Raw genomic sequence first — 26,756 nt, forward strand, 5'->3', positions numbered from 1 at the left:
TGACTAACTTTATGTGAAGTGAACTTTCTACGTAACAACATAGTAACTGATATACTTAGACTACACCTTGCCTATTCTCTATGAGTCTCTGTTGATGTAATTATTAATTGAGCATTCTATAATGTCGTTTTCGTTATGAAAAAAAAACATTTAACAATTTTAGATCTGGCCCGTCAATTGGGTATTTCCAAATCCACCGTTTCCAGGGCGCTGCAGGGGCATCACCAAACCAATTCCTTAACGCGGGATAAAGTGCTTGCATTTGCGGAAGCGGCAGGGTATCAACCCAATCTTTTTGCCCAGGGACTGAAAAAACAACAAACCAAAATTATTGGTGTCATCGTTCCGGATATTGAAAGACCTTATTATGCAAGTCTCGCCAGCAGCATGCAGCAAATTGCCATGCAATACGGTTTTCACATGGTAATATGCCAATCTAAAGATTTATTTAATGTAGAAACAGAGATGTTGCAATCTCTCCTCCGTTTGCACGTAGATGGCGTTTTAATGGTACATTCCAAAGAAACCCAAACATTTGATCATATTGAAAAAGTAATCAACAAAGGCATCCCGCTTATATTGATCGACCGGTCGCAAAACAATTTTGATATACATCGGGTAGAAAACGATCATTTTGCCGGCGGCTTCGCTATTGGTCAGCACCTGGCACAGGTAGGCTGTCGGGAAATCGCCATCATTGGCGGGCCGGCCCACCTGAAAATGAGTAACCTGAGGGTGGAAGGCTGCCTGGCAGGCGCAGCCAGCGCGGGAATAAACATTATACCCGAGCATATCTACTATGGAAATTTCGATCGCAAAACTACGCTTACCATCCTGGATAATATACTGGCAATAGAAAAAAGGCCCGATGCTATATTTGCAGTTCATGACAGGGGGGCACTTGAGATACTGAAGCAACTCGAGTTCAGAAAGATCCTGGTACCGCATGAAATTGCGATTGCAGGATTTGGTAACGAAACAATGTCGAAATACGTGGTGCCCTCTCTTACAACAGTAGAGCAAAACCCCACAAAAGTAGGAGAAATAGCGGTGACCACACTGATAAAAGACATTCTCGCGCAGGAACCTCCCCGCATACAACAACATTTTGTACGGGTGGAATTAATCGTACGTGATTCTACAAGGAAAGAAATTCCGAGAAATGTAAAGAACCGCCAACTTGTCCCTGATGTAAGTTTGTGCAATGAATCAACAGTTGCAAACACTTTTAAACGTTTGTACGGCGTATCTCCCGCTATCACCGTCCGCGCACCCGGAACAATCACCATATGCGGCGACCATACCGACTATCACGACGGCATCCTCCTCTCTGCTTCCATTGACAAGGAAATATATTTCTGCTTATCGGAAAGCCCTGACAATAGTTACCATATTCACTCTCTGATGTCTGACGAGCAGATTGACATACCTTTCGAAAACCTGCACAACACTTGCAATAGCTGGTCGCCCTGGATCACCAGCATTATTGAAGCCTTTCAAAAGGCGAACTTTCCAATCGGTCCTTTCCGTATGGTATTTGGTGGTAATATGCCGTTAAAAGCGGGACTTTCCTCCGGCAGTGCACTGCAATGTGGTTTATTCTTTGCCCTTAACAACCTATATAACCTTGGTTTAACAAAGTCGGAACTGATCCGGCTTGCACATACGGTAACCTACACACAGTCAGAAATGCAAACAGCCCTCATGAATAAATATGCGGTCATGCTGGGAAAGAGAGGTGGCTTCCTTAAACTGGACAGCCAGTCAATGGAATTTGAATACTTACCATTTGCCGACGGGAAATATGAAATGATCCTTTGTGACACAGGTGTTCAATATGGGCCGGAGCACGCAGAATCTCATACCCGTGTAAGGGAAGGCCGGGAAGCGTTGGAATGCATAGGAGAAAAATATCCTTTTATCCGTTCATTTCGTGAAGTGGACTACAACATGTTGCTTGCAACCAGAGCATTAATGCGGCCTCCTGTTTTCAGGAGAAGCCAATATATCACGGAAGAAATGGCAAGAGCAGATAAGTCTGCCACATTGCTTGATAAAAAACAGATCACCCGCTTTGGAGCAGGTATGTATGCTACACATCATGCCCTGCGGGAAGCATACCAGATCAGCTGCCCGGAACTGGATTTTGTGGTGGATTGGACGCAACAGCAACCCGGCGCGCTCGGCGCTAAAATGATCGGAGAAGGTTTTGGAGGTAGTGTTCTCTGTCTTGTTAAAAAACCTTTTGCCCTTCCATTTATTGAACAGTTGGAAACTACCTACCTCCAAAAATTTGGATTCAGTCCCACTCTTTACCCTATTCACATGTCAAACGGAGTAAGTATACTCGCCTGAATATTTAAATATCCCTTCCCCTGGATAACAGCCAGACTATTGCAGCCAGTACAATTAAAATTGTATAACCCGCCATAATTATTTCTGTATAGGGGGGACCCAGATGCTGTACAAATAAACCTAATAACACATCACCCAGGAGGGCGGCTATCAAAATGATTGCCGCCATCCAATTCTCTTTTCGGCTTTGACTATCGAACCTGTTTTTCATAATTACCTTTCCTATTTATTTGGTATGCGATTCATTTCCATTCCGGATTTTGCGTTAGTTTGGAATTGGCGTTGACCTCATCAAGTGGAATAGGAAAATACCGGTTGCGGGTTTGCGGACTACGTACCGGGTAAACATCATTTACAGCCTGGGGAATTACCTGCATAAATGTATTGGTACGGGTAAGATCATACCAACGATCACCTTCTCCAAAAAATTCCCAGCTTCGCTCACGCAATACCGAATCAATAAATGGTTGCTGGCCAAGGCCGGGAGTGAGTTCCGGCAACCCGGCGCGGTCCCTCACCACTTTAATAAAGTTATAGGCAGCCGCAGTGGCGCCACTGATTCTTGCTGTTGCTTCCGCCGCAATAAGGTACATATCCGGCAACCGGAAGATGGGTACATTTGAAGCATTACCTGGTGGCACGGGATCCATGTACTTTTTCAGTAATACACCTTTCTTCGTGATAGGAGTTATATCTTTCTGTAGCACTACCTGCCCGAGCTTATTGATATAACTGGTATCAAGCAGCTTTCTTCTTTTATCAGCCGGACTAAAAGAATCAAAAAAAGACTGATACACAAAAAGAGAACCATAGGTAGCTGCCCCATAAGCAGGGGCATCGCTATTCTTTGGGCCGTACAAACTGTTCAACTGCGCGCCAAAACCAGGTACTGCACTTTCACATTCCAATGCCCACATATTTTCCTGGCGGGCCGCGTCTTCTTTCGACACATTGTATACATCGGTTACATCAGGCATTAAAGCATATTTACCGGATGCAATCACGCCCTGCGCTTTTTCGAGTGCAATATCCCATTTGCCGATGTATAAAGCGGCTTTAGCATAAAGCGCCATGGCTACCTCTTTGGATGGGCGACCTTTCTGGATAGCAGAAGTATAGGTTGGTAATTTAAGTACAGCCTGATCCAGATCGGCAAACACCTGCTTGTACACGTCTGCTTCCGGGCTCTTAGGCACGATCGCTGAATCAATATTGATACTTGGCGATACCTTGATCACTACATCACGAAAGTTCTTGGCGAGCGTCCAGTGATAAAAAGCACGCAGGAAAAAAGCTTCTCCCAATATAATATCCTTGCGTACAGGATCCATTGCAGTAGTCGGCACCTTATAAATTACCCAGTTAGCATTTTCTATTCCCGTATAACATGCCTGCCATATACGCTGGGGCGACTCAAATACACGTGCAAAACTCTTCTGGGTAGTATAATTGGGATCGTAACTGAATAAGGTGTAAGTATCCCGCCCAACTACCGGACGGGGATATATCTGATCCGCACTTAGATCACTGGCGCCAGTGCCTGCCAAATTGTAAAGATCTGCCAATGGGCCATAAGCAGCGGTAATAGCGCCTTCCGCATCGGCAGCAGTTTTATAGAATCCATCGGTAAAGATGGAGGAATACGGTGCTTCGGTGAGTTTGTTGCATGCGGTATGCATTAACAACAGGTGAGCAACACCCACCCCAAATATAATTTTGGCAAAGTATCTCATGTCTGACAAATTTTATTTTCGCGTATTGGAAAAAAATTTACAATCCTAATTGCAATCCTATCATCAGCGACTTCGCAGCCGGATAAACAATATTGTCTACTCCAATGACGGTATTGGACCCACCAAACGAATTGACTTCCGGATCGTATCCGCTATAACGGGTAATAGTAAAGAGATTATTAGCACTGATGTATACCCTGCCGTTTGTAATACCCTTTATCTTTGGCAGTTTATAACCCAGGCTGATATTTTTTAACCGCACATAGGAACCGTCTTCCACAAAGCGATCAGAAACCGGTGTACGGCCTCCCTGAAAACCACTGGGATATTCATTATTAGGATTATCGGGCGACCAGCGGTTGGCCATACCTGCTAATACATTTTTGCCTCCCGGTGCATTTTCGAAGGAGTAGCGACTGAGGTTAAAAATCTGGTTGCCCTGCACCCCGGCAAGAAAGAAACTGAGATCCCATGAGCCGTACCGCAGATTGGAAGAAAAACCAATCGTGTATCGGGGATTGGCCTGACCGGTAACACGCTGATCGCCGCCGGTAATCTGCTTATCATTATTCAGATCCTTTACTTTTACCCCTCCCGTGCGGCTACCACTACCTGGCAATATAGTTTCACCAGTTTGATAAATGCCATCGAAAACATACGTTTTAAATATCCCAAGCGGCTCCCCTACTCTTAACACACTAAAGGGATTCAACACATACTCATTGGTATTTCCCTGCAGACTTAACAATTTGTTGCGGTTAAAAGAGATATTGGCATTCGCATTCCATTTCAGTTTACCGGTTAATATCTTCGCATCAGCAGATATTTCGAGCCCTTTGTTACGTATGCTGGCAAAGTTGCCGGTGATAGAAGCATAACCTGAGGAAAGCGGCAAATTACGCATGAAAAGGAGGTCCCGGGTTTCCTTATTGTAGGCTTCCACTACAAAATTGATCCGGTCCTGCAAAATACCGAAGTCCACACCTACCATGGCCTGCGTGGACTTTTCCCAGCGCAAATCCTTGTTGGGAATACCAGTTGGGCTGATACCAGTAGCATACAAATGATTGAACTGATAATTACTGCCGGGGCCTTCCAACGCGAGTGACTGGTAAGGCCCTATGGCGGCGGCATTACCGGTAGCGCCATAGGTGGCCCGCAGCTTAAGGTCGCTGATCCATTTGCTATTTTTCAAAAAAGGTTCTTCTATTATTCGCCACGCCATCCCTACTGCGGGAAAGAACCCCCATTTATTATTGGCGCCAAACTTCGAAGCACCATCATACCGTGCAGTAAGATCGAGGAAGTATTTATTCGCCAGGCCATAGTTAACACGGCCCATATAAGAATTGAGTGCCTCTTTGGTACGGTTACTACTCACGGTACGGTTCAACGATAACTGAATTGCTTCATTAGTAGTAGCATCATTAGGGAAACCATTTGCCGTAATACTATTATCGTTATAGTTGTTAGCCTGCGTAGCCCATACACCGGTGAATTTCAGGTTATGTATACCAAAATCCTTGTTATAGGTGAGAATACTTTCGTGCAACCAGTTAAAGGTGTTGATATTGGTCTTACCGGCGCTGCCCGAATTGGGATTTATCTCCGGCTTTCCCAAAATAGAAAGTGGTGAATAAGAATCATTGAGCTGAGAAGACAGATCCACATTAAAATTGGATTTATAAGTAAGATCTTTCAGCAACTTAGCTTCCACATATACATTGATCAGCGAGCGGCGGATATTGCGACGGTTAAGTTTTGCTGCCATTCCAACCGGACTGGGAACTTCCCGGTAGCGGCTATTAAACTGGTCGCTGATAGGATAAGTGCTTCCATCTTCTCTGTAAGGTACCAGTGTCGGTGGGGCACTGAGCGCTGCGCCCAAAATGCCACTGGTCACAGTAGTGCCGTCTGTAGGATTGGTATTGGCGGCAACGGCGTTATTGTCGGTATAGCTGGTGAGTATACTAACGCCGGTCTTAACAGCCTTACTTATGTTGTGATCGAGGGTGGCCCGAAGTGAAACACGGCTCAAATCAGAATTGATCACAATGCCTTCTTGTTTGAAATAGTTGGCGGAAAGAGAGAAAACCGTTTTCTCGGCCCCTCCGCTTACTGCCACCTGGTAACTTTGAATAGGAGCCTGACGCAGTACCACATCCTGCCAATCCGTGCCCTTACCCAATGAATCCGGGTTCGGATAAATATTACTGTGATATACCTCATTCTCCAATTTGGCAAATCCCGCCGCATCCAGCATTTTGAGCGTTTTGGTGACTTGCTGGATACCATAATATACGTCTGCCTGCACTTTGGTAATGCCTGCTTTTCCCCGCTTGGTGGTAATGAGTACAACGCCATTAGCAGCCCGCGCGCCATAAATGGCGGTAGCAGATGCATCTTTCAGGATATCTACGGATTCGATGTCGGACGGATTAATGGTCGATAAGGGGCTGACATCCGTAAGGCCGCCACCATTTGCGATCTGAATGCCATCTATAATAAACAGTGGCTCCGAAGATCCGTTAATAGAATTTGTGCCACGGATACGCACACTGATACTACCGCCGGGGGCGGCATTATTTTGCGTAATCTGTACGCCAGGCACGCGGGCAGCAAGACCCTGCGCCACATTGGCGATGGGCGTTTGCGTGATATCCGCCGCTTTGATGGAGGCAATAGAACCCGTAGTAGCCGCTTTACGCTGGGTACCATAGCCTACTACCCTCACTTCTCCCAGTTGTTTGGTATCAGCTTTAAGCATTACCTGATACATGGTGCGCTCATCCACTTTCATCTGCACAGGATCATATCCCTGAAAAGTAAAACGAAGCACAGCACCCACTGAAATATCCCTGATGCTAAAATTCCCACTGGCATCAGTAATGGTGGCGCCGGGACCATTCTTTGGCTGGATACTGACACCGGGTAAAGGGCTGCCATCTTCCGCTATTACCTTACCTGAAATGCTGTGGATCACCACCTGTGCCTTTCCTCTACAGGGAAACAGTGTAACTCCGAGGCACAACAAAAAAATTAATTGATGTAGGTATTTCATTCTGCTGTTTTTTATTTGCTAAACATGACGTTTAATTTTGCTGCAGTAACTATTCAGGATGTTCCCGGATCCTGTTGGAATCCGGAAATATCCTGAATAGTAATCACTGCTTATCCAGTTTTACATTTTTTTGCACTTTCGTTTTTCCATCATTTGTTACCTGCATCAGTCTGCCTTGCTTGTCGGCAATGGTGGTAACGGGAGTGGACACCGCGAAGGAAGTACGCAGCGTTTCAAGAGGTGGATGCAGCGCAGATAAAGGCGAGCCTTGTTTGGTGAAAGCTACCGCATCGGCCCTAACCATAATTCCACCTGTACTTTCTGTCTTCTTTACATCACCTGCAGCCGATTGGGCCAATAATGTACTACCGAAAAAAAACAACAGGAATAAAAGTATACGAAGTCGAATTGTAGCTGGTCGCAATGACATCACCGATAAACCATTTTGCATAACATTTTTTTAAAATTGTTAAAGAATAAATAGAAAACTTTATTCAGCTTCTACATGGTTTCCAGACAACGAATGTTTTATAAAAAATACTTGTCAGATACGGGGATTAAGTACCTGATCATTCAAAAAGTAAGGGCAAGGCTACGCCAACATAGCAGTCTATTACCGCCAGTCAATTGAAAACTATAAAGTGAAACGTACTATGGGGTACTTTATAAAGCCGAACTAAGGTTTTTTTTAATCATTATCCTTTATTGTTTCACGGTACTTTCAATACCGCTGTTTTTCTAAAGCCCCAGTATCCATATCCTGCTACATATTTTTTGGCGTACGATAATGGCATAACTGTGCGAAATATACCGGTAGCTGGTCCTGTTTCTTTCACCGCTATCCTCTTCACCTTATCTTCACCTGTCTTTAATTCCACCCATCCCCAATCTGGTATATCCGGGTGAATATCGAGCGGTGCTTTTAATTCAATAAAAATCGCTGCACCTTTCTTCGCCCTTTTCAGCGGCCGGCCGGCGGCATCAACAAATTGTATGTTAATCGCATGCAGGGATGCAAAAGTGAGCGTGGCCATCCAACCCCGGTTTGAAATAGCCCAGCCTTCGGTGGCATAGGGATGTGACCCAATCTTATCAGTGATGGTATCTGATTTTATTGCGGTAACCTGATGGGGCAGACGTGGAAAATCAGCATCCAGCGGAGTGCCGTCCAGTGTGCCTCTCACTAGTCCTAGTTTACCAAACCCATTAGGATGCGCCTGTGGCCAGCCATATTCTACGCCTTTCCAATAACCATCGATATTTAATCGTTCAGTGCTCTTATTACTGAAATGTGCTCCCAGCGGATTAAGGCCGAATACGAAATTGATTTGCGACCATGCCTGTTCCCTGGCAGCGGGCTTATTAAGGACATATGCGGCGGCAAAAATACTTCCACCGAGAGCCGGCGCACCACCCAGTTCTTTTGTTTTAGGATGCGCCCATTCCGTATCACTATGTACCCGGTACTCCCAGGGGTTGCGGCTATTCGAGAGAATAAAATCCAACCAACCCTGCAGCTTTCCACTTGTACCTGCCGGTGCTTTTTCCGGCGCCACTAAAAGAAAGAACGCCAATGCCTGAGGCGTAATATGCTCCGCATTCCTGATCCACCACATATGCCGCGGATTATTGAAATTCCAGTTGTGGATGATATCTTCCGCACCTTCCTGTGCCCAGTGCAGAAACTGTTCAGGTTTTCCATCTTTCTCCTGCTGTTCACACAAATACATGAACAGGTTACGGAATACAGACTGCCCGAATGCATTACCCATTTCGTTGAATTCCTGGTAACCGGGATCCACCCACTTGGTACTGTAAGTCCAGTAACGAACTTCTTTATGCCGGTCGTAAGCCTTCCAATTTTCAAGGCAGGCATGACGGTAACGTTGGTATTTTTCTTCAGATAAATATGGTTTCAGAAAAGTATGATAAGCGGCACATACCGCCGCCAGCTGATCAAGGGTATTCCAATAATCGTATTTCATTTTTGGCGTTCCATCATAACCCAGCCAACCATGCCGGGTAGCCACCGGACCATTATACTTCAGGTGATAATAGGCAAATTCTGCATGCCATAAAATAAGCGCTATCAAATCCGGAATTGTATCTTTCCCCATTTCTTTTTTCCAGTTATCAAAGAGGGCAGGATTAGATGCATAGAATAATAGTTCGAAGGGAGCTTCGAGGGTAAAGGCTCCTCCATCGCGGGAAGGGCCACCTCCATACACTTTTGCTTCATCCGAATGTTCAGGATCAGTAGATCCGCGCACATCTATAAAAAATTCATATGCCAATTTGGAAGAAAGTAATTCCTGGAAAAATGGACTTACCTGGAAAGGCACGGAAGCTGTTAATCCATTTACCTTTGCCACATATTCCTCGGTGCCGGGATAAGCCGGATTGAATGCCGTAAAATCACCGCTATAACCGCTGATGGTACCTTTATATAAAACACGTCCTGTTACAGCTCCTTCAATGGTAAATGGTGTGCCATCAGATATTCCCCAGGCCACCAGGCGCTTGGACTCTCCCTTGTTATACCCGGCCTGGTTAACAAGTACTCTTTGCAGGGCATCCGATTGTGCTATCGCTGCCTGCGATAGCACAATACAAAGAAGCCATATGGCAATATATATTTTACTCACTTTTTTCAATTGTATTATTTATTCATAATAACCTGCTACTTCCGGAATGATTTCAATAAACGATTTTCATGGCGTCCGGCAACTGTGTACGTCTGGTTGAATGTCCTTTAATCGCATTATGCTAACTGATTTAAATTATCATTTAAAGATTGATCACCTGAGGTTTTCCTCCTTCTAATAAAAACTGCCGGATGATACGACCATACTGCACATTATAAGTACCTGTATGGGCGGCTTTGAGTACGGCCTTTTCCAAGCGGTGGTCACTCCAATAAATGTCAACCGTTACATTTCCCCTGGCTTTCAGCCCTTTTACATATCCTTCCGGCCATGCGTCCGGTAAGGCCGGCAACAAATAAATTTCCCCATCAAGACTCTGCAGCAGCATCTCTGCAACACCGGCGGTGTAACCAAAATTGCCATCGATCTGGAAGGGCGGATGCGCATCAAAAAGATTGGGATATAGTCCGCTTTTTTCGCCACTACCCGCCGCTATTGCGGGCCGGATGAGCCGCTGCATTTGTTCATGTGCGTGATTGCCTTTCCCTAGTCTTGCCCAAATATTGATTCGCCATGCGGTACTCCATCCGGTACTTTCCATACCCCGCGCCAACAACGACTGCTCCGCTGCCCACGCCCATGCAGGTGTTTGCTGTGGCGTGATCCAGTGCCCCGGATACACCGCGAAAAGGTGAGAGCTATGACGATGATGATCTGTGGAATCATCCACATCCTCCATCCATTCCTGCAGTTGCCCCCACTTGCCCACCTGTGGACCTAATAAATTCCCCTGAAGCAAAGTCACCTGCTGTTGCATTACCTCATCTGTTTTAAGAACAGCGGCAGCAGCGAGGTAATTGCTGAACAGGTCATACACAATCTGTTGATCGTAACTGGCGCCCGGATAAGGACGCTTATCGCCTTCCTTCTTACCTGGACCGTGTTCCGGTGACCAGCCATCAGGGGTAATTAGTTTTCCATCAGCACGTTTAACCAGGTGTGCTTCCCAATACTGAACAATTTCTTTTAATAACGGAAAAGCTCTTTGGCGGAGAAAAGTGGTATCGCCGGTATATGCGTAGTGCTCCCAGAAATGCTGTACAAGCCAGGCGCTGCCCGGACGGTGCATCCGCCATTTGCTGGGACCTCCCATAATATTATTGGTACTATAAGCTACCCAGCCTGCCGGAACTTTTAATGCACTATCGCTGCTCTGTTTATTTACTGTGGCGAGATTTTCCACCCAGTTGAAATAAGGGAAATGGCATTCAGACAAATTGGTAGGTTCTGCCAACCAGTAATTCATCTGGATATTGATGTTGGTAGTATATTGAGAATACCATGCAGGCTTCAAATCATCATTCCAGATTCCTTGCAGATTGGCTGGCAGTGAGCCTTTACGGGAAGCGCTGATCAGGAGATAACGACCATACTGAAACAATAAGGCTTCCAACGCAGGATCTCCGGCCCCCTTGCTATAGGTTAAAAGTCTTTCTGTTACAGGGCTTTCATTCGCAGCCCCCAGATGCAAAGTTACCCTGTTAAAAAGTGAAGAAAAATCCTGGTAGTGCGCTGATTGAAGTTGCTTAAATGGTTTTTTCAGCAATTTGTCCAGCTGTGCGGAAAGCCTGGCATGTGGGGCTTCACCCAGATAATGATAACCAGAGAAAGGTTTAAAACTGGTACCCGCCACCAACTGCAGGGTTAGATCATCTGCCTGTTGAATAATCAAAGAAGAATCCGTGCGTTGCATTCGGCCACCCTTGTGCATTAGCTGCACGATGGCTTCGTACTTCATACCATTTCTTAAATCTCCTGCAAAAGTTATCCGCGCCCCCTTCACCTGTATTCGGGAAGACCTTACATCGCGCAGCATTATTTCTACATTTATTTTCCCCGGACGACTCGCATTGGCATGCATAATAAAAGCCTGATCCGGATGACTTACGAAATATTGTCTGCTATAATTTATTCCCTCATTTTCATAACTAATTTCCTGCACACCATTGTTGAGTAGCAGTTTTCGCTGATAATTGCTGGTATCCCTATGGCCCCAGCGGAGATAAATGTTTCCGAATGGTTGATAGGATCCTATGGAGTCGGTAGTACCTGTACAAAGTGAGCTTTCATTAAACTGAATACGGTCGGTGTCAGTGCCTCCAAAAATCATGGTGCCCAATGCGCCGTTGCCCAAAGGAAAGACCTCCAGCCACGCCGTTGCAGGGCGTTGGCTGATCAACTGTACCTTCTCCTGTTTGCTGCTTTGTTGCTGCGCCATCAGCAATGGCAAATGGCAACATAGTAATATTACCAGCGCGTAATTTTTTTTCATCATACCTTCTGCTTTATCTGAATACTATCTTCTATTCTGTCCTGTGTTATCATATTTTTATCTTTTCTTATGGTGGTCCATCCGATCAGGATTGCACCTGTTATAATGCAGCCGCCAACTACCATCACAATGGCAGATGCTTTTGTGGCGATGATACCGAGTAGCAATACCCCCAGTCCAACCATTGCCATCGCAATGGCAATGACCTGAATACCGAATTTGTTCTGCGCCGTGGCCGCCTGGTGTTGTAAGATATCGTTGGCTGCTTCCTTCGGTGGTTCGGTCAAAAATTCGGAGATGCTGATGCTTCCGCGTAGTTTGTAATACATTTCAAAGCCATACAATAAGAGGAGCGGTGTAACCTGACCAATGATGGTTTCCCACGTTTTAGTAAACCTGAAATCAAAGATGGCCGGCACGGCCAGTTTCAGCGACAGGTTTACAAACAGCATGGTAATAGTGACGGTAACAACAGAAAATGCCGTTTGCCGCCGAGAAAATAAACTCCAGATAATAGGTGCACACAAAGCGCCACCTGCGAAAGATGCTATGCTCAATACAAAATCCACGATGCCTCCTATTCTGGGTATCAGTAAAGCAATGATCACTGTACAAATACCAAATAGCACCGTGAAAATTCTTGCTACAAAAATCTGCTCTTTTTCACCGGCATCTTTCCTGATCAGTTTTTTATAAATATCAGTGGCAAAAACAGTAGCTGCTAAATTAATGGTAGTATTGGCCTTGCTGGAAGTAGCCGAAATCATTCCTGCCAGCACCAGCCCAATCAACCCTGCCGGCAATACTTTCTGACATACCATCATGTAAGCGCCTTCTGCGCCCAGCCCCGCCAGATCCGGGTTCATGATGCGATAAATCATCGGGGGGATCATCCAGATGACAGGGCTGACGAGGTACAGGACAGTAAAAAGCCAGGCTACTTTCTCCGCGCTTTTTTCGTTTCTGACACTGGTATACCGTTGCACATAACTCCAGTTACCACCGATATACATGGTTTGATACACTACAAAAGCCAGCATAAAAGGAATGGTATATTCATCATTAAACAGTTTGAAGAAATCGGGAGGAGCTTTGGTAACAAGATTGGCCGGCCCTCCTATATGTTCAAAAGCAATGGGTATCACAATTAATACCGAAGCAGTCAAAATCACAAACTGCACCACATCTGTGACCAACACTGCCCACAATCCGCCGGCGGCTGTATACAGGGCAATAATCACCCCTATAATGATAATGCAGGTTTCCAGTGAATAAGGAGTGGCCACCTGCACCATTTTCCCTACAGGATATAATACAGAGGCAGTAGTGAAAAGACTAAGTCCCAGTACCAGGTAGGTATAGAATTGCTGTGTGCCGGTATTAAATCGCCGGCCAATATATTCAGCGGCTGTTTTTACACCAGTACGCTTCCAGCGTTTTGCAATAAACAGTGCTACGATACCACCGCTGATAGCCATGGTGAGTTGAATGGTATTAGCTACTAAACCGTGTTTATAGGCGATAGATCCCCATACAACGAAAGTGCCGGCTGAAAAATAACTGATAAACAAAGAGAGGCCGTTGATCCACCACGGTGTTTCACCACCTGCCTCGAAGAAAGCCTGCCCGTTTTTGCTACCAACCCTTGTAAAAGCGAGACCTATACCAAAGATCAATAGCGCAAAAATCGCTAAAACAATAAAATCTAAATGTATCATATCAATGTTTTAATAACACCGGATAGCCAATACGGCTGCCGGTATGTACGCATCAGGATGCGTACATCTGACAACCAATTGATCCGTGCACAAAGGTTCCTTTAGCAACACTACATTTCGTGACTGATAATTACCAGTCTTCCTGTAAACTTCATTTCCCTTCGCATCTTCAATGACGTAATTCCTTACACAAAATGGCATTACACGCTCAGGATGTCCCATGAGCACCGTTTCCATGGGATGATCAAAATCGGTGTCGAAATACAGTTCTATGCGGGAAATCGTTTGCGGCTTTTCCCACCGCAGCGTGAGGGAAGGTTGCGGGTCTGCCAGGTCTGCTACCCAGGCGTTTGGCTGGTTGGTAGGACGATCATTCCCATTTTTAATATTTTCAGGACCAAATACCGTCAATGGTGCTGCTACTTCAAATGCTATATTTTGTCCCTGCGGCCTGCGCTCCGGGCACCAGAATTCAAATGCCTCCATACCTATACCAGGTGGTGGATCCTGCCGGCCGTAGTTGGATACTGCCACATTAATCAGATTAAAAACTGACAGCATTCCGGTTACCCGATGTTTGGAATAATACAGAAAAACATGAGGATTTTTTTCGAATGTGATAAATACATAAGTATCCTTTTCCAATACTACATCGAAAGTAAGTTGCAGACAATTGTAGCCAGGCTCGATAAACAACACTTGTTGATCGAGGATTACCTCCGGCGTATAATTACCGGGATCACTGCTGATACGTAGTGACACCGCAAGTTTCGAAATCACATCAGATGTTGCATAGAATGTAAATGCCGGTACCTTACCCGCTTTCAACGGCACCATCTGGGCGGCAGACTGATCTATCGGACGACGTATATTATGTCCTGGCAGGCCTGCAGGCCCCCATTTGCTGCTGGCCTGCACACTTGCCCGCTGCACCAGATCGCGCGGATCCAATCGTGCTACCTTGGGAATATAACAACCCCGTTCCAGCAGTAACTGCTGCAAGGTGGCTATATGTCCTTCTTTCAGGAGTTCCTGTGGTTGTAATTTTAAGCGGTTGCATAAGGCCGCCGCTGTGCCTACAGCCTGTGCGGCAGCAGCGGCAGTGGCCATTACGCGGGTGGAACCAAATGCCACATGTGTACTACTGATAATACGGCCGGCCAGAAAGAGGTTTTTAATATTACGGCTGTAGAGCGACCGGTAAGGAATCTGATAAATGCCTTTGCTATGCCATTGATTACATCCGGGCTTTTCACTGAATACGCCATCCGCCGGATGGAGATCTATGCTCCATCCTCCAAAAGAAACCGCATCCTCGTGTTCCCGCTGTTCCACAATATCTTGTTGCCGGATCATATAATCTCCTTCAAAGCGGCGGCTTTCCCGTTTACCGGGTATGTGGCCCACCCATTCCAGCGTGAGGTTTTCCGCTTCCGGAAAATTGCCGGAATTTTTAATGTAGTCCCATACGCCGTAGACAACTTTCCATAACTCCCATTTAATGTTTTCGGTATCTGCCACCGTATCAAGGCGACCACCAAATTCTATCCACCAGAGTTTACAGCCAAAGTCTTTTGCATTAAAAGAGCGGTAACGCGGAATATCCGTAATGTTCTTCAATGCAAAGGATGGTGGTACGTATTTTACTGGTTTCCCTGTGTCTTTGGAATAAAAATAAAGACTATGTCCCAGGAGCTCTCCATATTCTTCTGTTGGTGCGAAAAGTTCGCCGAATTCTTCTTTTGACTCGGCACCGATACGAAATGCAGCCCCGGCCAAAAAACCAACGATACCATCGCCGGAAGCATCGATAAACATTTCACCTTCCAGTAAGTACCGTTGCTGATTCTGACTGCAAAAAGCCTCCACGCTATAAATAGTGTCTGCATCCAGTTTTTGCAAATCAAATACGGCGGTATTGAGCAGCAATGTAATATTACTTTCCTCGGTTACTTTTTCAAGCAGAATAGTATCCAGAATAAGCGGATTTCCTTCCGGGTTACGGTACATATTCTCCACCAGTATTTCATCTACAATTCCGCCTTCCCGTGCCCAGCGATTGTTATTACCCATGTGAGAGGTAGCGCCCAGTACCCACAGCCGTACCTCGCTGGAAGCATTGCCTCCCAGCACGGGCCTGTCTTGTACCAATACTACCTGCTGTCCTTCCCTTGCAGCCGCCAGCGCGGCACAAACACCTGAAAGTCCACCACCTGTTACCACTACATCCACCTTCATTTTTACAATATTCAGGTGTCTGTAGTCCTGTTCCCTGCTAACCTGCATTTTTTATAATATTTAGATTCATTGAAATAAAATTCATCTTCCCCATGTGTACCTAGTATCCAGCATTTTGAGTGAGATTAGGATTATTGGCAATATCGGAATAGGGAATAGGTAATAAATTCATGTTGTCATTAACATAACTGAATTCACTTTCAGGCTGATTATATTCATCTGCCAGATGGGCGCGTATAGTACCTGGGAGTATCCCCCAGCGCTTTAGATCAAACCAGCGATGGCATTCAAAGGCCAGTTCCCTTCTTCTTTCCAGACGAATCAGGGTCATCAACTCTTCGGGAGAGTTGTAGGTCAGATCAGCCAATAGTGGCATGGCCGGTGTGCCGTAAGTACCACCATGCGCCTGCCGGATTTGATTCAGTTGCAACAGTGCCAGGTCCGTATTAGCGGCTCCGCCCAGGTTGGTCAATGCTTCTGCATACATTAACAATACATCTGAATAACGTAACCAGATAAAATCATCGGCATTATCGGTAACACTTGTGGTAAGCTCGTCATTGTATTTACAGGCCCGGTTGTTATTGCTTACATTTACACTCATGCGGGGGTCCGCCCATTCATATAGCGCCTGTGGGTTTGGGGTAATTGTAAATACCTGTCCCGGCTGAAAGCTTTTCACACTTGTACTAACAGCACTGGTGCCACTTACCCAATTAAAATCAGGGCTTGTTGCCGAATTGCTGATGCTGCAAAAGAAACTGTTGGTGCGCATACCTACCGCGGCAATACCGCTATTGACAGGGGCGCCGGTCTGGTTATAGATCATTTGAATTTTTCCGTCGGCTTCATATAACTTTACCTGGAAGCTGATATTGTTGGCAATGGTGGTGCCGGTTCTCCAGCCCCAGTTTTTCCACTGCACCGTCAATACCCGGTTAGGAGCCGTACCGGACGTGGCATAGGAAGCCTCTCCTCCATATCCGTTCAGGTTATCAATTAAGGGCGCTATCACCTGATCTTTCGTTACATTAAGGACAGGCGCGGCATTCACCCGGGATGCGAAACTAATAAAGCCATTGCTGCTCATATAAAATTTATCTACCGGGAATCCTCCAAACCTGAAAGTAAATCCAATTGGCAACGCACTGGAAATAGCATCATCTACCTGAACAGCAGGAACTTTTACTCCTCCCACCAGGTCACTATAACCATCTGTTCCTGCCGTGAAAATATATGGTTTTGAAAAGTCGGACGAAACATTCATCATGGTACTATAGACATAGTTATACTTCATTCGTGTATATGCCAATGCATTGGCTGGCATTCCGGAAGTTCCTTTGCTATAAAAGATCCGTTCCTTATCGGCAGATTTGTTGGAGGCTGCCGTACTGAAAATATTGGTATAGCTTGTATTCAAATCTATTTTATACACCGCCTTGTTATCCATCAACTCTTTTAATTTATCCGCCGCCAGCTGGTATTTCGACGCGTCTCTTAATGGGTATCCTGCCATTGTTAGATATACTTTGCCCAACAGCGCCTTTGCGGCCGCCTTTGTGGCACGGCCACCATTATTGTCATTATAGGTATAGGTATCATCCAGGTTTACTTCAGCATACTGAAGGTCTTCAATGATCTTTTTATATACGTCTGCTGCCGGGGTGCGCGCAGGCCTCAGGTTATCCGGATCCACGCTTGCCGGGTCCGTCAACAAAGGCACATCACCGAAAAGTTGCACCAGCCGGAAATAATAAAAGGCACGCAGGAACCGTGCTTCTGCCTGTACCCGTGTTATAATTTTCGGGGTGATTTTGGAAGAATCATTTGCATATGCGATCACATTATTGGCTCGTTCGATCACGCGGTATGGCGTTGACCACATCGCCTTTATATCAGCATGCTGTGAGGTATAGGTCAGATTTTCCAGCTCTATATTCGCCCCTATGTTAGTAGGCACTAATATTCCATCATCAGAGATCATTTCGAGCGACTCCATGGTATTCATATCTATCACTTCGGTTCTCATCGCCTGATAAACACCATTTACAGCGGCGATGGCATCAGCATCTGTAGCGTAAAAATTTGTGAGCGTAATGACAGATCTTGGATCTTCCTCGAGAAATTTCTTACAGGAAACACACAATAAAAGTCCGCATATGAGCATCAATTCAGTTCTTTTCATAACGATTATTTTCAGATGGCATTTACATTAAAAATTAACATTTATTCCAAGGCGTACCGAGCGGGTAATGGGTGTTGTACCTCCATCCACGCCACGGGAAAGACCGGTTCCGGTATTGACTTCCGGATTATAACCTGAATAGGATGTTAGTGTAAACATATTCTGGAAATTCGCATAGCACTTAACGCCGGCCAGGTTTAAACGCTTGATAATGGATGCGGGCATCGTCCATGACAACGTAATATCGCGGCATCTCAGATAGGTACCATCTTCCAGGTAATAATCAGTGGATTCACGTGGATTGAGTATCGTACCGGAAACCTGCACTTTTGTTACGTTGTTGTTCTTACGAACCTGTTCTACTTCCTTTTCATTCATATCAGGTGTTATCATTCTGTAACGCTGATCAAAAAGGTCTTTCCGGAAATTGGCGAGGCCTCCGTATGAGCCACTGTTATAAATCTCATAGTAGTTGAAGATTTTATTACCTACAGAATAGCTGAAGAATGTAGACAATTCAAAATTTTTGTAAGCAATGGAGGAACTGAATCCACCAAAGAATTTAGGTAATGCACTGCCAAGGTATGTCCGGTCTGCATCATTGAGCAAACCATCATTATTGAGATCGGCATACCGTCTGGCGCCTTCTTTAACCCCTGGCTGAAAATCAGCCGGTTTTTTATTAATGGTTTCATCCGTCCACACGCCAATAGTTTTCAGACCATAAAACTGGCCAATAGGTTGTCCCGGTTGTACGCGAAATAAATAGGCACTTCCACCCACCTGGTTAACGTCGAGGTATTCTCCATTTCCTCCCGACAATTGATCTATGCGGTTCCTGTTAAAACCAATATTTGCATCTATATTCCATTTTACATCTTTAGTGTTGATAACCTTCACTCCTGCGCTAAATTCAATGCCTTCATTGGAAAGGGAGGCCACATTCTTTGTAAGCGAAGTATAGCCACTGGTTAATGGCGGAGTAGTACTGAACAACAAGCCGTCCGTTTTCTTGCTGTACACTTCAGCAGTAAGTGAAACCCTATCGTTAAAAAAACCCATATCAGCACCCAGGTTAATAGACTTAGACCTTTCCCATACGAGCATTGGATTGGGTAATCCGGTTGGTGCAACACCGATATTTAATGTATTTCCGAATACCACGCTGGCTACACTCAATGTACCGATGGTGGAATAGGATGGTATAGATTGATTACCAACAATTCCCCAGCTGGCACGCCATTTCAGATCGCTGATGACAGATCGCAGCGGCGCAAACCACTTTTCCTGGTTCATACGCCAGGCAGCACTCAGTGCAGGAAATATCCCATACCGCTCATTTCCTATAAATTTGGAAGTACCATCTACACGGCCGGAAGCGCTGAGGTAATAAGTAGATTTGTAATTATAAGATGTACTGACAATGCCTGATACCAGCTGATTGCCATTATAGGAGGAATAAGGAATACCTGGCGACGAGCCTGACTGAAGGGAATTATAACTGGTAATATTAGAGGTAAATCCCTGTGTGGACGCGGTTTGCGACTTGGATACAAACTTTTCAGCGGATGCTACTGCGAAAGCCGATAAGAAATGATCTTTACCCAAACGCTTGTTATAATTTGCCTGTACCTGATAAAGTAAGCCGTTATTTTGCGAGGTGCCTGTACTGGCGGCACCTTTCAAAGTACTGGCGGAGTTGATGTAGGTATTGGGCGTGTAATTCTCCAGCAAATTATTGAAACTTGTAATCCCGAGTTTTGTGCTTACCGTAAATTCTCTGGAAACATTCCAGTTCAACCCGAAATTTGCCAGCAACTGAGAAGCGGTATAAACGTTTTTCACGCCCTTGTCCCCATCATATTCCAGAGGATGGTTGGTAGCTGCCAGCCCTCTGACGGTAGCGGCATCGAACCGGGGATTATAATAAATGATTCTTCCCCGGGCCACATCTGCCATAGTCGCCTGCCCATAGCCATACTGGTAAGTGGACAGATAATTGAGGTTTCCATCGGGATTAATCAGCGGTGAAGAAGGGGCCCAACCCAATACTTTATTGGACAAGGTGCCGTTGGGCTGCCCATTCCGCACAGAATTGGTGATGTTGGCACTTGCCGTAAAAGTAACATCCGGATGAAGTTTCCCTTCATAAGTGATCTTCCCATTATACCTTTTCATGGAACTACCAGGGATGATACCGTCGAGAAAATAATATTGACCGGAGACAAAAACTTTATTTTTTGCATCGCCACCAGAAATGCTGGTGTATATATCTGTAGCTGGCGCCACCTGCTCCAGTTCCCGTTGGTGATCATACGATTTAAGGGAATCAATTTCAGATGGAAGATAAGGCTGTATAGCGGTCGTATTGAAGCCAATTGCTTTGCGGTATGCCCAGGCTTCATTTACATAGGTAGCGTAATCCCTGGCCCCCAATACCTTCACATTTTTTGAAGGGGCAGAACCGGAACGATTGGCATTTAAGGTCACTCTTATTTTCCCTACTTTACCCGTTTTAGTGGTAATAAGCACTACACCATTGGATCCTCTCGAACCATAAATGGCGGTGGCCGCAGCATCCTTCAGGATCTCGATACTTTCAATATCATCGGGATTGAGCATGGAAAGTGGATTGGACGTACTGGAAGAAGCAAGGCCTGTTGCGCCATTAGACAGATTAGTTTCAGGCATATTAAAGGGAATACCATCTATCACATACAGTGGCTGAGTAGAATAGCTGATGGAATTTATCCCCCTGATTTCAATACTGATACCACCTCCGGGCTCAGCACTGTTTTCCATTACCTGTACGCCGGCAGCCCGGCCACCAATCAACTGTTGAAAGTTAGCATATCCACCTTCTATATTATTTTTTGTATCCACTTTTGTTACGGAAGTAGTCAGATCTCTTTTCCTTTTGCTTTCATAACCAATTACGACAAAATCGTTGAGGTCAGCCACAGCTGGCTGGAGATAAATGGTAGCCGGTAGCCGGGAAGCCGGGTACTCCAAATGCTTATATCCCACAAAAGTGATCGCCAGCACATCTGTCGGATTTACAGTAATAGAAAACACGCCGCTGCCATTGGTAGTTGTTCCCTGTTTTGTACCCTTCACCAGTATGGATACAGATTCAGCCGGGTCGCCTGTTTCCAGTTTTATTTTTGCAGTGGCGGTAATTTTTTGCGCTTGCGCAATAGATGATAGGAATAAGCAGACAGTTATTGTCAATGCTTGCAAGATTCTTTTTTGCATATCATTTTTTTTGGTCGACAGTCCGGTAACCCTATTAATCCGGAAACTGACTATTTTTCATAAAAGCGTGGATAAATTAAGTATTGTTCAAAACGTGTTTACTCCTCATACGTGGTATTGGTTCTTCGAAACTAATGCAAATCCTTACTGATTCAACGTTTACTGAAATTTTGTGGCCGGGAACGTTCCCGTTGGTCCTATTTTTTTCACATCTCCCCCAATTCATTCCATACAGCTTCATTTACATTCATCTTCATCTCCTTCCTCCGATCAGCCACCATGCGATCGAAACTTTGGCCCGCAAAGCGATTGCTTATAATACTTCGAACATCATCATCAGCATAGTAACCATTCAGCCGGCCGATACGGGGGGACATTTCACAATACAAATACCAGTTTACTTACTTCGAGAGCACAAAGAAAACACTAGATGGTGCAATTCTTTTAAGCATATTTTTGGGATGATATGAGATATTCCATTTAAGGACCTTTGACAAATACTTATCAATTAAAACATAGGTTTTATATTTGAAAATAGGTTGACCTAAAAAAATTTCAGTTTTCCGAACCAGAAAAGAGGTCATTGTAAAGAAGACATTCTCTCTTACAATTTTGAATCCGATAGCTTTGATGCTTGCTCTTAAATAATCCAATGGAATGCCGCGTTCATGTTTTGTCAACCCTGCTCTTCTCTCACGCCAGTCCCCCATACTATTTATAGGCTCTTTCATCAGCAAAATGCCACCAGGGTTTAAACAACGAAAAGATTCCGATACTATATAACTTACATTTGGAATATGATGTAGGGTATCAAAGCAAACAATCAGATCAAAATAATTGTCCGGAAAATCCATTGTACCATCGATATTAGGTTTTACATAAAAAGGTTTAACTCCCCAAATATCATCAGATATTAAATTTTCGGAGGGCTCAAGAATATAAAGCGTATCTATCAAATCTTTTATGGGCTCGAATTCATTTCCGTAAGCAGATCCTATACCAAGAACTCTTGGATATCGTTTTCCTTTAAGAAACCTGTATCCATATAATATATTTACATGATGATATCCGTAGTTGTAATTTCTATGACCACCAAGCAGACCTGCGTACCCTTCACGCTCATCTTCGTGCCATTTTTTTATTTCCCCTATCGAAAAATCCTCTCCGTACAGCTTTTCTCCAGAAAAATAACTATTCATATATTACGATTTGAATTTTATGTAAGAAAAAGCGACAAGCTTTTTCAGATCTGTTTGTTTTAATAAAGGCTTTCTTTTATCGGCGTTAACTAAAATTGCCAACAGGATCAATGTTTAAGACTGTTGCGCGTAGCTCACCTGCAGGCATAGCAAAGCCGCAAGGGTGAATATCCCTTTGTACATAGCTTGAAATAAATTAATGATAAGTAATGTTAGGACAACGGTTGTCAAAGCCGTGTCCTTATTTGGTTGACACGTTATTCCAGTATTTTCTCTAAAATGGTATATCCTCCCGGCTTCATCAATGCGGCGATGGCTTTCCCTTCTTTTAAATCAATGGTCCACTCCTGAAACTCTCCAGGCCTTAAATATTTCACCGGTAAATTTTCTCCATTACACAACAGGTTGTACGCATTGAGCGGATAGCCAGGAAAGTCTCTACGTACGGTAAGTCTTATTGTTAATGTATTTTCTTGCTTGCCGACAATATCCAATACTGCAGGCGACATTTCCTCCTGCCAAACCTTGTACAGGCCACGTTCTTTTCTGTCCAATGTTACCAGTCCCCATGGCCGGCTGCCATCAGCTGCACTACCGGGAAATCGGCTTAAATAATCGTTGAAGGTCCATACAGAAGCACCTATTACATAAATGCATTGTCTGATATCGGCCATTGCTTTTTTAAAGAGAATGATTCTATCTTCTTCTGAAGCTACCTGATCTGTTCTCCAGCCAAATTCGCTGATGTAAACAGGCTTTTCCGGGTATAATTCGTGAATATGCTGTAAAGCTTTTAAGTGATTACCATAAATATTTGTACTGATGAAATCCACATACTGAGACGCTTCCTCTTCCGGCTTCTTTAGCAGGCTGCTTTGGACCCTGTTGCTGGCGAAAGTGATCAGGCGCGTGGAATCGATGTTGCGGACGAACGTGCGCATATCATGCACCCATGCCCTTCCTTCTTCCGTTTGTGATGGAAATTCATTGCCAAGGCTATAGGCGATTACGGAAGGATGATTCCAGTCATACTCGATCATTTCCCGCATCTGCGACCTGTATTTTTGCCGCATCATGCTATCACTCATTTGCGTCGGCGTCATTTGCCAGTTACCTGCTTCAGTGATTATCAGTAAACCTAATTCATCTGCTTTGTTGAGTAAATCTGCTGAAACCGGGTAATGACTAATACGGGAGAGTTCCATACTACCACGCTTCATCAGTAACATATCTTTTTCCAACACCGCCATCGGATCCATAGAACCGAATCCGGGATAATCCAGCGGGCGGTTACAACCAGCCATCTTAATAGGGATACCGTTTAGTAACAGACAGGTACCGCGTACTTCCACCTTACGTATACCAAATCGGGTAGTAAAAGTATCTACACCGCAGGAAATCTCAGCACCATATAATTCAGGAGCATCCTGGCTCCATAATTTTACCTGGTTGGCCGGCAAGGCGGCTGATAAAGTCACTGATTTTGTTTCCCCTGGCCTGATAGTCACGGGCTGCTGTTTAAAKCGGAGACGCTGCTTAACATTTTTCTGCTGATAAACAACAGCATCTACGGGTATCATTACTTCTTCCGTAGTACTGTTTCTTATGAATGCCTTGATTTGTATAACAGCGGATCCTTTCTCCATATCCGGGTTGGTCGTAATTTTTGCATTGCAGATATCTACAGCCGGCTTGATGAGCAATTGTACCGGCCGTGTGATACCACCATAGTTGATCCAGGGATATACCTGCGATGCATTGGAAGGCTCATATGCCACACTTGTTTTAGCACCGGGAAGGGTGGTCGTATCCCATTCGTTATTTACCTGAACTGTAAGAATATTATCTTGTTGCAAAAATTGGGTGATATCCGTTTCGAAAGGCGTATATCCTCCTTCATGATACACCACCCGCTTACCATTGATCCATACTTTTGCTTTATAAAATATAGCCTCAAATTTCAACCATACATGATCTCCTTTGGGTACGGTTACTTTGAATTTCCTAAAGTACCAGGCTGTCCCTGTATAAAAAGCGTAGCGTGGATCAGTGCTAAAACAGTGAGGTACATTCACTTTATCGAACTTGTCAGCGTGAAACGAAGTATCGAACCATTGATTTATTTCTCCTACCTTAATCGGATCCATCACAAAAGTCCATTTCCCGTTTAAATCTAAGGCCGACCGTTGCGCTGTTAATTTCAGTGACAAACATAGACATAGTAGTAAGGGAAATAATTTCATAAAGCCGACAATTGTTCGTTTCATTAGTTAGTTAATAACCAGTACTAGCAGGCGACGTTGGCCGTCAGATAAAAGCGTTGCATTCTGGAATTAAAAACAGTAGTGCTTTGTACTAACAACTACTACACAAATGTAATCAACCGAAAAACAATTTGTAGTAAACAAGTATAATTAGGATCGGGAACGGTTGCAGTGTTCCGGCTCAATTCAAATATGGTGTCTGCCTTCCTACCGAAAGCAGACACCATTCCCGTTGTTGTCCTTACCAGTCATCAGTTCGGAAGGGAGCAACAGGCAATCCGAAAGTATTATATACGTTACCAAATCCCCAATCTTTAAAGGCATACCTCACTGCAACCGGTTTGGTTACCTGATCGCTTCTTACCTGTATGGTATTATTCCAAATCCTGGCAGTTCCTGGATGGAAAAATTTATCCGCTCCGGCAATTTCGAATCCTATGATTTCACGGCCGTAAGCGGTAAAGCCCTGCGGTGTATCCTTAAACGTTAGGGTCACCTGATCGCCTGTAACTGCCATTTCCTGGTATAAGGGACTTTGATAGGCGATGCCTTTCTTCTGATAGGTATGTCCCAATGCCCAGTAAAGCAATCTTTTGCTGATCGTAGTTTTATCAGATGGGTGAATGTTTAACTCCTCACCAACATCTGTCGTTACAATCATTCCTGTATTGGGGATTTCAAATTGGGCCTGTTGTTGCTTTTCCCGCAAATATGGAACAGAATCCCCACCTTTAGGATTTCTATAGGGAGCGATCTGAACATAGTAAAATGGAATGGTATCTCTTTTCCAGCTTTCCCTCCAGCTGGCCACCATCAATTTCATCAACTGGTCATAATTAGCCGGCTGGCGGATATTCGCTTCGCCCTGGTACCAAAGAAAACCCTGAATTCCAAAGCCGGCTATAGGAGCGATCATGCCGTTAAAAAGTGCAGTTGGCTGATAAGGACCTATTGGGGAATTTGGCGCTGGCAGCTTCACCGCAGAAAAATGGGCCAGAGCGTTGTTGGGCATCCAGGATTCAATCCGGGTTCCTCCCCAGTCTGCCTCAATAATACCCACCGGCACTTTTAATATTTCCTGCAGCATCATACCATACTGAAATGCCACGGCGCTGAAAGTAAAGGCACTTTCAGGCGAAGAAACTTTCCATGCGCCCAAACAATCCGTTAACGGGCTATCTGATACGGCATGCTGTACCTGAAACAGGCGTAGCTTTTGGTTATCTGCTTTGATTAACACGTCACTGGAATTTAAAGTAGGAATACTTTTAAATCCCCTCATCGGCATTTCCATATTCGATTGGCCGGAGCATACCCAAACTTCTCCGATCAAAATATCTGTCAACGTGATAGGCATTCCATCGCTCAATGTTATCGTGTAAGGGCCGCCAGCATCCGGCGTTTGCACCATCAGGCGCCATTTGCCGGCAGCATCTGCCTTTGTCCTGTAAACTTTTTTATTCCACGAAGTGGTAATTTTTATGATGGCATTTGCGCTGGCATTTCCCCACAGTGGCACATTACTTTTTTGCTGTAGCACCATATTGCTGGAAAGGACGGCCGGCAGCACTATTTTCGCGGATGCCTGGCAGGTGAAGCAGATCAATGCAATGAAAATGATTAATCTCAGTTTCAGTATAGACATGTATATTATAAATTTATTTTTCAAAGAAGCGCCTCCAGGATGATTCCCGAAAGCGCTTTCTATTTTTTTGATTATTCCATATTTAACACCACCAGATAGCTGCATTCATCCAAACCTTATAGCCCG

At 44.7% G+C, this 26,756-nt stretch carries 13 protein-coding genes; 1 reads left to right on the forward strand and 12 read right to left on the reverse strand.

What is annotated here, in order from left to right:
* Window positions 1–135: 135 nt before the first annotated feature.
* Complete coding sequence (locus AC1DCV_RS32040) at window positions 136–2,355, forward strand: substrate-binding domain-containing protein (RefSeq protein WP_477027000.1); 2,220 nt, start codon at window positions 136–138, stop codon at window positions 2,353–2,355.
* A gap of 242 nt (window positions 2,356–2,597) precedes the next feature.
* Here AC1DCV_RS32040 and AC1DCV_RS32045 read toward each other — a convergent pair whose 3' ends face one another.
* From AC1DCV_RS32045 to AC1DCV_RS32100, 12 genes are all read right to left on the reverse strand, one after another.
* Window positions 2,598–4,088, reverse strand: a complete 1,491-nt coding sequence (locus AC1DCV_RS32045) for a RagB/SusD family nutrient uptake outer membrane protein (protein WP_477027001.1) — start codon at window positions 4,086–4,088, stop codon at window positions 2,598–2,600.
* A gap of 37 nt (window positions 4,089–4,125) precedes the next feature.
* Window positions 4,126–7,149, reverse strand: a complete 3,024-nt coding sequence (locus AC1DCV_RS32050; RefSeq protein ID WP_477027002.1) for a SusC/RagA family TonB-linked outer membrane protein — start codon at window positions 7,147–7,149, stop codon at window positions 4,126–4,128.
* A gap of 103 nt (window positions 7,150–7,252) precedes the next feature.
* A complete protein-coding gene (locus AC1DCV_RS32055) occupies window positions 7,253–7,600 on the reverse strand; it encodes a hypothetical protein (protein WP_477027003.1) in 348 nt (115 codons plus the stop codon).
* 259 nt (window positions 7,601–7,859) lie between these two features.
* Window positions 7,860–9,794: a hypothetical protein gene (locus AC1DCV_RS32060; RefSeq protein WP_477027004.1), complete on the reverse strand. Its 1,935-nt coding sequence runs from the start codon at window positions 9,792–9,794 to the stop codon at window positions 7,860–7,862.
* A 142-nt stretch (window positions 9,795–9,936) separates the two neighbouring features.
* Window positions 9,937–12,129, reverse strand: a complete 2,193-nt coding sequence (locus tag AC1DCV_RS32065; protein WP_477027005.1) for a glycoside hydrolase family 95 protein — start codon at window positions 12,127–12,129, stop codon at window positions 9,937–9,939.
* A complete protein-coding gene (locus AC1DCV_RS32070) occupies window positions 12,126–13,844 on the reverse strand; it encodes a sodium:solute symporter family protein (RefSeq protein ID WP_477027006.1) in 1,719 nt (572 codons plus the stop codon). Before AC1DCV_RS32070 ends, AC1DCV_RS32065 begins: the two co-directional genes overlap by 4 nt.
* 9 nt (window positions 13,845–13,853) lie before the next feature.
* On the reverse strand, window positions 13,854–16,130 hold the full coding sequence (locus AC1DCV_RS32075) for an FAD-dependent oxidoreductase (protein ID WP_477027007.1): 2,277 nt from the start codon (window positions 16,128–16,130) through the stop codon (window positions 13,854–13,856).
* A 52-nt stretch (window positions 16,131–16,182) separates the two neighbouring features.
* Complete coding sequence (locus tag AC1DCV_RS32080) at window positions 16,183–18,267, reverse strand: RagB/SusD family nutrient uptake outer membrane protein (RefSeq protein ID WP_477027008.1); 2,085 nt, start codon at window positions 18,265–18,267, stop codon at window positions 16,183–16,185.
* A gap of 27 nt (window positions 18,268–18,294) precedes the next feature.
* Window positions 18,295–21,522, reverse strand: coding sequence for a SusC/RagA family TonB-linked outer membrane protein (locus AC1DCV_RS32085; RefSeq protein ID WP_477027009.1), 3,228 nt, complete (start codon window positions 21,520–21,522; stop codon window positions 18,295–18,297).
* 401 nt (window positions 21,523–21,923) lie between these two features.
* Complete coding sequence (locus tag AC1DCV_RS32090) at window positions 21,924–22,721, reverse strand: class I SAM-dependent methyltransferase (protein WP_477027010.1); 798 nt, start codon at window positions 22,719–22,721, stop codon at window positions 21,924–21,926.
* 257 nt (window positions 22,722–22,978) lie between these two features.
* Window positions 22,979–24,988, reverse strand: coding sequence for a glycoside hydrolase family 2 protein (locus AC1DCV_RS32095; protein WP_477027011.1), 2,010 nt, complete (start codon window positions 24,986–24,988; stop codon window positions 22,979–22,981).
* A 238-nt stretch (window positions 24,989–25,226) separates the two neighbouring features.
* Entirely contained in the window at window positions 25,227–26,630 is a 1,404-nt protein-coding gene (locus tag AC1DCV_RS32100) for a sialate O-acetylesterase (RefSeq protein ID WP_477027012.1), read from the reverse strand.
* Window positions 26,631–26,756 lie beyond the last annotated feature (126 nt).

This window comes from Chitinophaga sp. 10T418 (genome assembly GCF_056394125.1).